Raw genomic sequence first — 12,657 nt, forward strand, 5'->3', positions numbered from 1 at the left:
AAGCGCGCGATTGTAGCTTGACCCAAATCGAGCATCAATGGCTAAAATTATAGCAAACGTTTGCCCTAATAATTTCTTGAGTGGGAACAACAAAACAAAAGGCGGATTAATTGAGCAGGATTCATTCTGTGAGACCTGTCTAACCTCATTGCTTTCTGCTAGAATCTGCGACCAGTTAAACTTCGTGGTAAATGAGATGTCTGAAAACCATTCAATAAACAGCACTAAGAAAGTCATTGTAGGTATGTCCGGTGGCGTCGACTCTTCTGTATCTGCTTACTTGTTACAACAACAAGGCTATCAAGTAGAAGGCTTGTTTATGAAAAACTGGGAAGAGGACGACAATGAAGAATACTGCACTGCAGCAGAGGATTTAGCCGATGCGCAAGCTGTGTGCGATAAACTCGGTATTCATCTTCATACCATCAACTTTGCCGCGGAATATTGGGATAACGTGTTCGAATATTTCCTTGCTGAATATAAATCGGGAAGAACGCCCAACCCCGATATTCTTTGCAACAAAGAAATCAAGTTTAAAGCGTTCTTAGAGTTTGCAGATGAAGTGCTCGAAGCAGACTACATCGCCATGGGCCACTACGTGCGTCGTTCATTCCCAGCCAATGGTGAAAAGCCTGAGATGTTACGCGGCTTGGACGGAAACAAAGATCAAAGCTACTTCTTATATACGTTAAGTCATGACCAAGTGGCTCGTAGTCTGTTTCCTGTTGGTGAACTAGAAAAACCTGAAGTACGAAAGATTGCCGAAGAACAAGGGTTGATAACCGCGAAGAAGAAAGATTCCACGGGTATCTGTTTTATTGGTGAGCGTAAATTCACTGATTTCCTTTCTCGCTACCTTCCCGCTCAACCTGGTAACATTGAAACCCCGGAAGGTGAAGTTCTAGGACAACATCAAGGTCTGATGTATCACACCCTAGGCCAACGCAAAGGTCTACACATTGGTGGCCAAAAAGGCGGCGGTGGTAATGAGCAACCTTGGTACGTGGCCGATAAAGATTTGAAACGCAATGTCCTTATTGCGGTGCAAGGTGCCGACCACCCATTACTCAAATCAAATGGATTGGTCGCCTCCCAGTTACATTGGGTAGATCGAGAAACAGTCACAGAAACGATTAAATGCACCGTGAAAACTCGCTATCGTCAGCAAGATGTACCTTGTACCATCATTCCTGAAAACGACAGCACAATCAAAGTGGTCTTCGACGAACCTCAAGTGGCAGTGACACCGGGTCAGTCAGCTGTATTCTATCAAGGCGAAGTTTGCCTTGGTGGCGGTATCATTGAAAAGCGTATTTAGTAGAGGAAGACTTAAGTGGCGCACACTCAATATGATCGTACGATAGCTTTTGCAGGAATTTGCCAAGCGGTTTCTTTAGTTCAGCAAGTGGCCAAAAATGGAACTTGCGATGAGCAACTATTAGAAACTTCACTAAAAGCCATATTGAATATCCAACCTGCTAGCACCGTAGACGTGTTTGGCTCTGAAGAGAACATCAAACACGGATTGCAATGCTTGGTCGATGGAATTGACGGCAGTGCAAACGGGAGTGAATTGACTCGTTACATTATCAGTTTGATGGCGTTAGAACGAAAACTCGCGGGTCGCCCGGATGCTATGTCACAACTCGGTGATCGCATTCAAATGTTGTCGAGACAAACTGACCATTTCGAACTACTAGACGAACAAATGCTCAGTAATATCGCTAGCGTGTATCTCGACGTAATCAGTCCGATTGGACCAAGGATCCAGGTCACAGGTACTCCAACCGTTCTTCAACAATCTAGCGTTCAGCAGAAAGTTCGCGCATTACTTCTTTCTGGTATGCGTTGCGCGGTGCTTTGGCGACAAGTGGGCGGCAAACGACGCCACTTGGTTTTCGGTCGTAAAGGCATGACTGAACAAGCGAAACTATTACTAGCCCGACTTTAAGAAAAATGAGCTCATGTTTGACATGGGCTCTTTCTCATTAATCACACCCATTTCAGAAACACTATTCAGGAGAAAAACATGGAACTGTCAGCTTTGACTGCTGTTTCACCAGTAGATGGCCGCTACGGCAGTAAAACGATTGCGTTGCGCGATATCTTCAGTGAGTACGGTTTGCTTAAGTACCGCACAATCGTTGAAATCCGTTGGTTACAGAAGCTTTCAGCTACACCTGAGATCGCAGAAGTTCCTGCATTCAGTGCTGAAGCTAACCAATTCCTTGATGAACTTGCTGCTAACTTCTCTGAAGAAGATGCGGCGCGAATCAAAGAAATTGAACGCACCACCAACCACGACGTAAAAGCTGTCGAGTATTTCCTGAAAGAAAAAGTGGCAGGCGTAGCTGAACTTGATGCGGTTAATGAGTTTATCCATTTCGCATGTACTTCAGAAGACATCAACAATACGTCTCATGCGTTAATGTTAAAAGATGCACGTGACAACGTGATTCTGCCTGAAATTCGCAACATCATTGATGCCGTCAGTGAACTTGCAAAAGAATACCGTGATATTCCATTGCTATCACGTACTCACGGTCAGCCAGCTTCTCCATCTACTATGGGTAAAGAAATGGCAAACGTGGCGTACCGCATGGAACGTCAATACAAGCAGATCGAAAACGTTGAAATTCTAGGCAAGATCAATGGTGCAGTCGGTAACTACAATGCCCACTTATCTGCCTACCCTACTCTAGATTGGCACAAATTCAGTGAAGAATTTATCACTGAATCTTTGGGTGTTACTTGGAACCCGTTCACGACTCAAATCGAACCACACGATTACATTGCTGAACTATTCGATGCGATTGCACGATTCAATACGATCTTAATCGACTTCGACCGCGACGTTTGGGGTTATATCGCCCTAGGTCATTTCAAGCAAAAAACCATTGCTGGTGAAATCGGCTCTTCAACTATGCCGCACAAGGTTAACCCAATCGACTTTGAAAACTCGGAAGGTAACCTGGGTCTTTCTAACGCAGTACTTGCGCACCTAGCGCAGAAATTACCAGTTTCACGCTGGCAGCGTGACCTGACTGACTCAACAGTACTCCGTAATCTTGGTGTTGGTGTCGGCTACGCAATTATTGCTTATACTTCAACACTAAAAGGTATTAGTAAGCTAGAAGTAAACCGTGAAGCTCTTCTTGCTGAACTTGACCAAAACTGGGAAGTACTTGCTGAGCCTGTACAAACGGTTATGCGTCGTTACGGTATCGAGAAGCCATATGAGAAACTGAAAGAGTTAACTCGCGGTAAACGTGTAGATGGTGAAGCAATGCGTAACTTCATCGATGGACTAGAGTTGCCTGAAGATGAAAAAGCTCGTCTCAAGCAAATGACTCCAGCCAACTACATCGGTCAGGCGATTGAACTGACTGACTCTCTTTAATTTGAAGAGTTAAAGTTTGCACCAAAAGGCCTCATTCCGAGGCCTTTTGTTTTTGAAAAAAGATAGTAATGGTGCCTACTTCAACCCCAAACTTCTTGATGCTGGTTAAATTAAACACATGATTTTGATCTTGTCGATAAAGCCAATCATCTAGCGTGACCACAATCGGGCCGCTATCAAGTTGTAATTCAAGATCGTATTTCCAACGAAGTGCATTACCAACCACCTGTCCTGTGGCCTCACCAATTATGTCTCCCGCAGTGCCCGTGTATTGACCATCCGATTGACGGGTGATCACCCACACTCTTCGGTCTTCTTCGTCATCATCAAAAACAAAGTCTTCTTCCAACGTAAGAACATTTCCCTCTACTGTGCCTTTGAGAATAACTTCAAAGCGTCGTGTTTGCTTGCCCGAATAGTCTTGCACCATGCCCCATGCAGTGCTGTCACCTTCAAAATATTCAAACAGTTCAAAGTCTGGACTGCTCTCCTGGTAATCCGATAAATCAGCGGAACACCCTGCAATAAAAGACAAAGCGATCCCCAGAATCCATATTCTGTGAAATTTAAACATAATAATTTCCAATTAAAGAGAGGTGGCTTAATTGCCTATTAGTTGACGTCTTAACTTTGGATACTGGCTATTCTGAGCAAGCCATATAGAGAGAAACGCATCATTCAATTGTTCATCGTTAACTTCAGCAATTCGCTGAAATTCTTCGCCCGTCGGCCGGAAGTAGAAGTAACCATTTGAGCCGGTGGTTCGATAGGCCAAAACATCCCCGTCACGAACATCTGGAAAAACTTTAGCCAAAGTGGTTATCCAATCATCGGTGTCGCTGAAACCGAGCTTCTGCCATTGTTCTGCGGTCGCATTGAGCAGTTGTTCACCGGTAATATCTCTTTGGTACTGAATACTGAGCGTTAAAGGGTGAGGAGACACGTCTTCCCCTTCCTTATAACGTCCATCAGGCGTTAGCAGAGTCGATTGATACACATTGAAAAAGAGAACTTTCAGCTTTGCTTCTCCTACTACCGGCCAAGCCTGCCAATCAACCGATACATTAGCGCTAGAATCATCTACCGTGTTTGCCAAAACACTAAAAGAGACAGCACAAGTCAGCAAAGCTAGGAACTTACGCTTTGCCAAAGCCCAGGGATTACTCTTCTTCTGAGATAGTAATTTGTTCATGAGTACACCACCTCACGTGAACGGAACATCACCTTGTGAACGAAATAGCCAACGGCGGCCCATTGAAGAGCGAGAATCGCCATTGTCATTCCGGTACCGTATGGAAGACTTACCGCGTTAAACGTATATCCTGCGAAATAAGAAAATGGTCCAGAGATAGCGAAAGCAGTAATCACATACTTCGCTGCAAATTTTTTCAGCGTGGGATAGAGATAATAGGTATACCAGCTGAATATGACCCATAACATGATGAGCCATACCGGCATAAAGGTCGACCCAAAGTCAAACAAGCCAATCACTGTGTTCAGCGAATCTATTGCTATCCCGATTATCATTAACGCAGTAAGTCGGGCCACTGGCAAAGGCGACTTGATTTGATTCAAAATCAAAGTTGCCAAGACCAAAGGAGCTAAGAGCCATGCCCAGTTGTTCTGCCCAATAACGGCCAAAAACCACAATGACTGAAACCAAATTGATACGAACAACAAGGTACCCATTATTCACCACGCCTAAAGGTCATTTGGACAGTACTGATTGACTGTGCTCGAAAACCACCTTCGCAATAACACAGGTAGTAGCGCCACATACGAACGAACCGTTCGTCGTAACCCAGTTGTGATAAATGGTGCTTGGCCAGTTCAAATTGTTCTCGCCAATCTGCAAGTGTTCTGGCGTAATCGATCCCAATGTCGAACAAGTCTTTTACTACTAAGCTGGTATTTTTGGCACTGGTTTGCGCCAGCGCAGATACCGAAGGTAGGAAACCACCCGGGAAAATGTACTTTTGGATAAAATCGACATTTTGACTGTAATAGTCATATCGTTGGTCTGCGATGGTGATAGCTTGTATCGCCATTAAACCACCCGGCTTTAACAAACTTTCACATTTTTTCAGGAAGTTAGGAAGAAATTGCTTACCCACCGCCTCGATCATTTCGATTGACACTAGCTTGTCAAAACGGCCTTCTAGGTCTCGGTAATCGCGTTTCAGTAAGGTGATTTTATCCTCTAATCCTTCTTGCGCAATTCTCTCTTGTGCCCAGTTGTACTGCTCTTCTGAAATAGTGGTTGTCGTGACACGACAGTCGTATTGCTTGGCCATATAAATCGCCATAGCTCCCCAACCGGTACCAATTTCTACTACGTGGTCTTTTTCAGTGATATTTAGCTGCTGGCACAAACGCTCCATTTTGTTTATTTGAGCTTGGTGTAAAGACTCGTCATCCGCTTTATAAATAGCCGATGAGTAGAGCATATTGGTATCTAAGAAAGTTTTATAAAGGTCATTACCTAAGTCGTAGTGAGCCTCAATATTTTTTTTCGAATTTCCTAGCGTGTTTCGATTTAGCCAGTGCCCTAATTTAAATGCAATAGTAGTGAGTGGGTTGCGTCTTTTATTCATTGCATCAAGAGTATTGAGGTTTTTTGCCATCAGTTGCATTACTTTTGACAAGTCTGGACTGGACCACATGCCGTCCATATAAGCTTCACCTGCAGCAATACTGCCTCCGGAAATAAACGTTTTGTAAAAATCCGGGTCGTGAATATCAACCTCCGCGAACAAAGAATTGTCGCTGCCAAATACCTGTTTAAAATCCTGAGACCCAAATCGCTCGGTCACCATTACCTGACCAAACTGAATTTTTGATAGTGCCTCGAGAATGAATTTTCTCGCCAAATTTTGAAAGTGACTAAGACCAACCGGTTGGGAAATTGTTAATTCTGACTCAACCATTCTGTTTTTCCTTTTTATTATCTGGATGCAAATAACGATCGTCGGACGCATTCATTGCCGAGCTGGTTAAAGCTTCACTCGTTTTTGCTAATTTGTCTGGATGCGGATAGAAAGGTGCCTTCTTAAGCCACAGCCTCAACGCATGCCAATAAATACCTACACTCACTTTTACTGCCATTGCAGGGGTAGTGATCAAATTTGATAAAAATGTTTTTGTATCAAATGGTTGCGAAGACATCGCCAATGTCGCGTCAAACTCTCGGTCATCTCGATGACATTCAAGATGAACAAACAATCGCTCAGTGAGCGGTCTAAGTTTCCATTTGTAAGTCTGTTCAATTGGATTAAAGGGAGATACATGAAACTCTTTGTCTGCAGTATGCTCTTTTCCCGCTGGCACAGCGTAACAATGCGTTTGATTCCATGGCGTATTAGTCACTTCCGCTAGTAAATACTGCCAGTTTCCCTGTTCATCATATAAGTAGTAGAAGTTAACCGGACTAAAATAAAGTCCTAGGTATCTGAGGTGAAGCACAGCTTTTACTTTGCCAGTAAATCTATGGCCTGTGAGTTCAAAAACTTTATCTTGGACCGCGGTTTTCAGGTCGCCAGATCCAAAGTAGTCGCTTCGCTTAAAACGCGCCCAATGCCACCACTTTTCACCTAACCCCCACACTTTTTTTTGCAACGTTGACCATTCATCCAAATCGATGCAAGGCATGAACATGGGGTATTTCAGTTCGTGTTTAACAGGTGAATGTCGACGATGTCTGACATCACCAACCATGATGCGGCTAGAGAGCTCACCTTCGTAACCTTTGTTCACTAAGCTGCTCCCTGAATACGGCTGTCACTCAAAGACTTGACGTGTTCAACCGCATCTAAAGCACTTTTTACCCCATCTTCGTGGAAGCCGTTGTACCAGTATGCTCCGCAGAACGAGAAACTACTTGAATAGATTTCAGCTTTGCGCTGCTGTGCGGCAATTGTCTTTTTGGTGAACACTGGGTGGTCGTAAACAAATTCCCTTAAAATCTTGTCCTTGTTGATATAATCCGGGCTGTTCAGCGATACACAAAACGTTTTCTCGGATTCAATATGTTGGAGAATGTTCATATTGTAAGTCAGCGTTGGTTTTTGCTGCTCTTCATCGGCTTTGCCCGTCAAACGGTAGTTCCAAGAAGCCCAAGCCTTACGACGCTGAGGTAGCAAGGTTTCATCGGTGTGCAACACAACCTGATTGGATTGATATTCCAAATCGCCGAGAATTTCTGACTCAACCTGATTTAAATCTGCGATCATGTTTTTCGCTTGGTCGCTATGGCAGGCAAAGATGACATGGTCAAACTCTTCAGTCCTACCGTTGAACGCTACGACTACCTTCGCACCATTGCGAACAACGCTGTCCACCGGAGAATTGAGTCTGATGTTGTCGGCAAATCCTTTGGTTAAATTTGGAATGTAAGCTCTGGAACCACCTTTGACGACATACCACTGCGGACGGTTCTTAATGTCTAATAGACCGTGATTCAAAAAGAAGCGAGTGAAGAATCGTAGCGGAAAAGCCCGCATATCTGCCAATGTGGAAGACCAAATTGCCGCCCCCATAGGAAGAATATAATTGTCGTTGAAGTAATCACTGAACCCGTGTGTACGCAAGAAGTCGCCAAGAGTTAAGTTGTCTTGGATTTCACTCTGCGCTGCCTCTTTTGCCAATTGATTAAATCTCAGTATTTCTTGAATAAATCGATAAAACTTCGGATTTAGCCAGTTGCGTTTTTGGGCAAACAGGGTAGACAATTTGTGACCGTTGTACTCAAGGCCATTCGATTCGTTACATACACTGAAGCTCATCTGAGTTGGTAGACCTTCAATGCCTATTTCGTTCATCATTTTGATGAAGTTAGGATAAGTCCGGTCGTTGTAGACAATGAAGCCTGTATCTACTGAGTAGTCTCTGCCATCGACTTCAACGTCTACGGTCGCCGTATGGCCACCAATGTAGTCGTTGGCTTCGAAGACCGTGACGTCGTGTTCTTTATGTAGGTAGTAGCCACAGGTTAAACCAGAAATTCCGCTGCCGATAATTGCTATTTTCATAATGTTTTCTCGATTTAACCGTTAATGAGTTTTCGACCTAAAGCGATCTGCCAAGAGCTCGGAAGAAGCCTTAACATTCTTAATGTCCAAGTGAACCCTGCAGGGAAATAAATAAAGCTTTTGCCTTTCCGTAATGCATCGCGAATCGCTTTCGAAGCTTGTTGTGCGGTGACAATCATGGGCATGGCAAAGGTGTTTTTTTGAGTTAGTGGTGTGTCGACAAATCCTGGATAAACCACACTGACGTCAATTCCTTTGTGTTGTAAATCAACCTTCAGGGTCTTAGCTAAGTAATCAATCGCTGCTTTGGATGCGCCATAAGCTTCTGCTCGTGGCAAAGGCAAGGCGCTGGCGATAGAGCCGACAATTACCACTCTATCTTGCTGCTTGTACTGAGACTGAGTAGCTTCGATTGAATGCACAACTCCCATCACATTGATGTCGAAGACTCGCTTAAAAAGTGCCGAGTCTAACTCACCCTTTTCGATGTACTCACAATTACCAGCATTAAAAATCCACGTGCTTGGTTGCACTGGCAGTGAAGCAAACGCCTTTTTGGTTTCAGCTAAATCTGTTAGGTCACATGCTATGGTGTGAATGTTATTGCTGGATTCTGATAGTTCTTTGAGGACACTTAAATTGCGACCACATGCAATAACTTGTGTGCCGTTGTTGGCGTAATCTAACGCCAACTGCTTGCCAATACCTGATGTCGCTCCGGTGATCAATACCGCGCTCATTGCCCTAACCTCTTTTTGATTGCCGAAATGACATTGCCTAATATTGGTAAGTTCTCGTAGAGCATTTCACCGAGGTCGAAATAATCTCTGTGGTAAATCACTAAGCCATTTTCGAACTTGAGTTGACTGACCCCTTTTACCGAAACAGCTCGACCACCTTTAAGTTTTGGGTGCTCTAGCGTCATGGTCCAAGCCAAAAATGCAGTATCTTCTACTTGCTGCTGATGCTCTATCTCGAAGCTGCAGGTTTTGACGTTGGTATAGAGGCTATCGAAATACTTTTCCAGTGCAGGCCATCCTTCAAGTCGATGTGCAGCGTCCTCGAAAACAACATCTTGGTGGTATATCGTCGTCAAGGAATCCAAATTGCTTTTTTGCAAATTGGCATAGACATTGGCCACCGATTGAACGTCCATAATTACTTGTCCTGTTAGATTGTGTTTTTGACACGCTCTCTAGTTGAGAACGATTGTCTCTCTTAACTATGGGACTGTTTACGTAGCGAATTTTAAATAAGATCAAAAAAAGGCTTGGTATAAAACCAAGCCTTTTCAAAAGTATAGACCAATTTAACGCATTGTTTTATTGAGCGTATTACAAATTTCTTAGTGCATGAATACGTTTATCCAATGGTGGGTGCGTCATTAGCAGTTCAGACATGGTCTGTTTACCATTTATCCCAAATGCCATCATGCTTCCTTCAAGCTTGGAATCATGACTAACTTTAAGGCGCTCTAAGGCGGCAATCATTTTTTCCTTACCAACTAAATGTGCTGCACCCGCGTCGGCGTGAAACTCGCGGTGACGTGAATACCAACGAGTAATAAAGCTTGCTAAGAAGCCAAAGATTAACTCGAGCACAATGGATACCGCAAAATACACCATGAAGTTGGTGCCTTCACCTTCTTCCTCATCATTGGACGCAACTGCGTTAGCAATCAATCGCGACAAGAAAATTACAAAGGTATTTATCACACCTTGCATTAAGGTCATGGTCACCATATCGCCATTGGCAATATGACTCACCTCGTGAGCTAACACAGCTTCAGCTTCGTCACGTGTCATGTTGTGTAATAGGCCTGTTGACACGGCAACTAGCGACTCGTTCTTCTTCGCTCCGGTCGCAAAAGCGTTGATATCAGATGAGTCATAAATGGCGACACTTGGCATTCCAATTCCAGCTTGCTGCGCTTGTCTTGAAACCGTTTCCAGAAGCCAATGCTCAGTTTCGTTGCGTGGACTTTCGATAACCACACCGCCAACAGAGGCTAAAGCCACCTTTTTTGACATCAATAAAGAGATGAACGCACCACCAAAACCAAATACCGCAGCCATCACAAGCAGACCTGACAAACTGCCGGGTTGCATACCCGTCACTGCATAAACAATATTTAACGCAATACTTAAAACCAGTATTACGGCAAGGTTAGTTGCAATAAAAAGCATTGCGCGCTTCATTCATTTTCTCCAATGTGCGTGATGTTGAGTTTGTTTAACTAAGGTGTGGCTTGTCGCCTTTCTAGCGTAAGTCTCAGCTACCTTTATATTGTTGGCGCTGACGCACGATACGCCAAGTTATAAATGGCTTCTGTGACAGCTAAATTGCAACATTTAATGTCAGCCGCCGCATTCGACCCATTAGACTTTGGTCTTATTGTTACATCTTGGAAATGAACTATATTTAGTTCGAAATGACTTCCATGGGACAAAAGGACAACATCATGGTAGAAACTAGCAACTATCAAATGGCTATTGATTTACTTTGCTGCCACCTTGGCTTGTCGGAAGAAGAAGCTAGGAAGCAACTAGGCATTGCTGATCAAAACAAAGCAGAGCAACACATCGCGGAAACACAACAAGCCCTAATGGGACTGACTGCCGAGCACTAATCTATGCTTTGTTTCGGGTAACTACCAACTTGCTATAGCTAAAATTAGTGACCCAAATCATCACCCAAACAAAAAAAGCTGCCTTGGCAGCTTTTTTTGATCGCGGTAAATACTAGAGCTTCACTATTGATGAAATGTCGATAAAACCCGACAAATCGACACTATTCGGGTCAATTAAACGTGGGATCTCACCTAATAATGGGGCTGGAAGGTTTGCCTTCAAGAAGGCTATGTTCTCTTGATAGTGTGGCATGTCAGCATCAACGCAATTCGCGACCCAACCGATTAGTTTTACTCCATCGTTGCTAATGGCTTCTGCCGTCAGCAAAGCATGATTTAGACAACCGAGTTTGACGCCAACCACTAGCACAACAGGCAGTTGATGCTTTTCAACCCAAGTTGACAAGCTTTGCTCTAAAGTCATCGGAACTCGCCAACCACCCGCGCCTTCAACGAGAACGTAGTCAGCTTTGCTTTTGAGCTTTGCCAGCGACTCATCTAATACACTCACATCGATAGCAACGTCATCGATGTCTGCCGCGATGTGCGGCGAAGCGGGCGCCGTCAACGCAATTGGATTGACCAATTCATAGGGCACTTCGACCGAAGAGTCTGTTTGCAAGTGCAAAGCATCGTCATTTCGATTGCCTTCTGGTGTCGTTTCACAACCTGCAGCAATTGGCTTAAAGCCTACGGTCTTATGCCCTCCTTTCACTAGTCCCTGAAGAATCGCTTTAGAGACAACCGTTTTTCCCACATCAGTGTCGGTACCAGCGATAAAAAATGCCTTACTCATTTTGTTAATACTCCATAGGCAACGTGATAGGTAGCGGGTAATAATCCATTTTCATGGCGAAACGCCTTATAGCAGGACTCCAATTGAATCAAATCGGATTTAGTTAATTGACAACTACCTCCGGTACGATCAACCACCAAGTTCGCGCCGATTCCTTTAAGGTCTCTCATTAGTGACACTGCGCTCGAATAGAAAGTGACGTGTTGCTGCAGCCCAACATTTCGTTTAGAAAACTCGCACTGTTCGATTTCAGCTTGAATTAAATCTGCTGTTTTAAAACGATTGACATGTCTTTGATTATCAACATTTTGCCAAGACGAGTTTAATTCATAAAGTGAGCGATCGGCTAAAGTCGCAACCGCCACCATGCCACCAGCTTTTGTCACTCGGCGAGCCTCACTTAGTGGCTGAGATAGGTCTTCACACCACTGCAATGCCAAGCTCGAAAAGACAAAGTCGAACTCATTATCTTCAAAGGGCAAACATTCGGCGTCGGCCAATCGATAGTCTGCTCGACCACCACAGCGGATCTTTGCCTGCTGTAACATTTCCTCAGACAAATCCGCACACACTACCTGTGCGCCTAATCCAATAAGGACTTCCGAGAAGTACCCCGTCCCACAACCAAGGTCTAGCACCTTTTTACCTTGTAGATTTGCAGGTAGTTTTGAGATGAGCTCGCGCCCTACCTGCCTTTGTAGTTCGGCATGATTGTCGTAACTTTGCGCCGCTTTTCCAAATGACCGGGCTATAGCTCGTTTTTGTTGTGTTAGGTTGAAGGTGTGTAAAGGCTGCTGACTCACAT

The 12,657-nt window shown here is 44.2% G+C and carries 15 protein-coding genes; 4 read left to right on the forward strand and 11 right to left on the reverse strand.

The genetic code is table 11. From position 1 onward, the window contains the following. Window positions 1-196: 196 nt before the first annotated feature. From mnmA to purB, 3 genes are all read left to right on the forward strand, one after another. Window positions 197-1,318 (forward strand): tRNA 2-thiouridine(34) synthase MnmA, encoded by a 1,122-nt coding sequence (gene mnmA, locus ACXAFJ_RS07445; protein WP_475322490.1) that lies wholly within the window; start codon window positions 197-199, stop codon window positions 1,316-1,318. 15 nt (window positions 1,319-1,333) lie between these two features. Then, a complete protein-coding gene (gene hflD, locus ACXAFJ_RS07450) occupies window positions 1,334-1,951 on the forward strand; it encodes a high frequency lysogenization protein HflD (protein ID WP_475322491.1) in 618 nt (205 codons plus the stop codon). A gap of 78 nt (window positions 1,952-2,029) precedes the next feature. Further along, window positions 2,030-3,400 (forward strand): adenylosuccinate lyase, encoded by a 1,371-nt coding sequence (gene purB, locus ACXAFJ_RS07455; protein ID WP_475322493.1) that lies wholly within the window; start codon window positions 2,030-2,032, stop codon window positions 3,398-3,400. A gap of 31 nt (window positions 3,401-3,431) precedes the next feature. On the opposite strand, the gene ACXAFJ_RS07460 is transcribed toward purB, so the two are convergent. The 9 genes from ACXAFJ_RS07460 to htpX all read right to left on the reverse strand — a co-directional run bounded on the left by ACXAFJ_RS07460 (window position 3,432) and on the right by htpX (window position 10,625). Further along, entirely contained in the window at window positions 3,432-3,974 is a 543-nt protein-coding gene (locus tag ACXAFJ_RS07460; protein ID WP_475322494.1) for a DUF3833 domain-containing protein, read from the reverse strand. A gap of 27 nt (window positions 3,975-4,001) precedes the next feature. Continuing rightward, window positions 4,002-4,592: a chalcone isomerase family protein gene (locus ACXAFJ_RS07465; RefSeq protein ID WP_475322495.1), complete on the reverse strand. Its 591-nt coding sequence runs from the start codon at window positions 4,590-4,592 to the stop codon at window positions 4,002-4,004. After that, complete coding sequence (locus tag ACXAFJ_RS07470) at window positions 4,589-5,089, reverse strand: DUF2878 domain-containing protein (RefSeq protein WP_475322497.1); 501 nt, start codon at window positions 5,087-5,089, stop codon at window positions 4,589-4,591. The genes ACXAFJ_RS07465 and ACXAFJ_RS07470 overlap by 4 nt, the downstream gene beginning before the upstream one ends. Then, window positions 5,089-6,327: a class I SAM-dependent methyltransferase gene (locus ACXAFJ_RS07475; RefSeq protein ID WP_475322498.1), complete on the reverse strand. Its 1,239-nt coding sequence runs from the start codon at window positions 6,325-6,327 to the stop codon at window positions 5,089-5,091. The genes ACXAFJ_RS07470 and ACXAFJ_RS07475 overlap by 1 nt, the downstream gene beginning before the upstream one ends. Next, window positions 6,320-7,114, reverse strand: a complete 795-nt coding sequence (locus ACXAFJ_RS07480; RefSeq protein ID WP_475324084.1) for a DUF1365 domain-containing protein — start codon at window positions 7,112-7,114, stop codon at window positions 6,320-6,322. The genes ACXAFJ_RS07475 and ACXAFJ_RS07480 overlap by 8 nt, the downstream gene beginning before the upstream one ends. 38 nt (window positions 7,115-7,152) lie before the next feature. Continuing rightward, complete coding sequence (locus ACXAFJ_RS07485) at window positions 7,153-8,427, reverse strand: NAD(P)/FAD-dependent oxidoreductase (protein ID WP_475322499.1); 1,275 nt, start codon at window positions 8,425-8,427, stop codon at window positions 7,153-7,155. A 14-nt stretch (window positions 8,428-8,441) separates the two neighbouring features. Beyond that, the gene (locus ACXAFJ_RS07490; protein WP_475322501.1) at window positions 8,442-9,167 is read right to left on the reverse strand and encodes an SDR family NAD(P)-dependent oxidoreductase; all 726 of its coding nucleotides are present in this window, start codon (window positions 9,165-9,167) and stop codon (window positions 8,442-8,444) included. Next, window positions 9,164-9,583 carry a nuclear transport factor 2 family protein gene (locus ACXAFJ_RS07495; RefSeq protein ID WP_475322502.1) on the reverse strand — a complete coding sequence of 140 codons (420 nt, stop codon included), beginning with the start codon at window positions 9,581-9,583 and terminating at the stop codon, window positions 9,164-9,166. The genes ACXAFJ_RS07490 and ACXAFJ_RS07495 overlap by 4 nt, the downstream gene beginning before the upstream one ends. Window positions 9,584-9,761: 178 nt before the next feature. Continuing rightward, on the reverse strand, window positions 9,762-10,625 hold the full coding sequence (htpX, locus tag ACXAFJ_RS07500; protein ID WP_475322503.1) for a protease HtpX: 864 nt from the start codon (window positions 10,623-10,625) through the stop codon (window positions 9,762-9,764). 263 nt (window positions 10,626-10,888) lie between these two features. On the opposite strand from htpX, the gene ACXAFJ_RS07505 reads away from it, so the two are divergent. Next, window positions 10,889-11,056, forward strand: a complete 168-nt coding sequence (locus ACXAFJ_RS07505) for a hypothetical protein (protein WP_475322505.1) — start codon at window positions 10,889-10,891, stop codon at window positions 11,054-11,056. Between the two features lie 112 nt (window positions 11,057-11,168). On the opposite strand, the gene bioD is transcribed toward ACXAFJ_RS07505, so the two are convergent. Beyond that, window positions 11,169-11,852 (reverse strand): dethiobiotin synthase, encoded by a 684-nt coding sequence (gene bioD, locus ACXAFJ_RS07510; RefSeq protein ID WP_475322506.1) that lies wholly within the window; start codon window positions 11,850-11,852, stop codon window positions 11,169-11,171. Next, window positions 11,849-12,655 carry a malonyl-ACP O-methyltransferase BioC gene (bioC, locus tag ACXAFJ_RS07515; RefSeq protein WP_475324085.1) on the reverse strand — a complete coding sequence of 269 codons (807 nt, stop codon included), beginning with the start codon at window positions 12,653-12,655 and terminating at the stop codon, window positions 11,849-11,851. Before bioC ends, bioD begins: the two co-directional genes overlap by 4 nt. Window positions 12,656-12,657 lie beyond the last annotated feature (2 nt).

The sequence above is a fragment of the Vibrio sp. ABH4_348 genome, assembly GCF_056159765.1.

Excerpts from the sequence above, each read along its gene's own strand:
- ACXAFJ_RS07505 (WP_475322505.1), top strand. The coding sequence starts at position 10,889 with ATGGTAGAAACTAGCAACTATCAAATGGCTATTGATTTACTTTGCTGC.
- ACXAFJ_RS07480 (WP_475324084.1), bottom strand. The coding sequence starts at position 7,114 with ATGGTTGGTGATGTCAGACATCGTCGACATTCACCTGTTAAACACGAA.
- mnmA (WP_475322490.1), top strand. The coding sequence starts at position 197 with ATGTCTGAAAACCATTCAATAAACAGCACTAAGAAAGTCATTGTAGGT.
- ACXAFJ_RS07460 (WP_475322494.1), bottom strand. The coding sequence starts at position 3,974 with ATGTTTAAATTTCACAGAATATGGATTCTGGGGATCGCTTTGTCTTTT.
- purB (WP_475322493.1), top strand. The coding sequence starts at position 2,030 with ATGGAACTGTCAGCTTTGACTGCTGTTTCACCAGTAGATGGCCGCTAC.
- ACXAFJ_RS07475 (WP_475322498.1), bottom strand. The coding sequence starts at position 6,327 with ATGGTTGAGTCAGAATTAACAATTTCCCAACCGGTTGGTCTTAGTCAC.
- ACXAFJ_RS07495 (WP_475322502.1), bottom strand. The coding sequence starts at position 9,583 with ATGGACGTTCAATCGGTGGCCAATGTCTATGCCAATTTGCAAAAAAGC.
- htpX (WP_475322503.1), bottom strand. The coding sequence starts at position 10,625 with ATGAAGCGCGCAATGCTTTTTATTGCAACTAACCTTGCCGTAATACTG.
- ACXAFJ_RS07485 (WP_475322499.1), bottom strand. The coding sequence starts at position 8,427 with ATGAAAATAGCAATTATCGGCAGCGGAATTTCTGGTTTAACCTGTGGC.
- bioD (WP_475322506.1), bottom strand. The coding sequence starts at position 11,852 with ATGAGTAAGGCATTTTTTATCGCTGGTACCGACACTGATGTGGGAAAA.
- ACXAFJ_RS07470 (WP_475322497.1), bottom strand. The coding sequence starts at position 5,089 with ATGGGTACCTTGTTGTTCGTATCAATTTGGTTTCAGTCATTGTGGTTT.
- ACXAFJ_RS07490 (WP_475322501.1), bottom strand. The coding sequence starts at position 9,167 with ATGAGCGCGGTATTGATCACCGGAGCGACATCAGGTATTGGCAAGCAG.
- ACXAFJ_RS07465 (WP_475322495.1), bottom strand. The coding sequence starts at position 4,592 with ATGAACAAATTACTATCTCAGAAGAAGAGTAATCCCTGGGCTTTGGCA.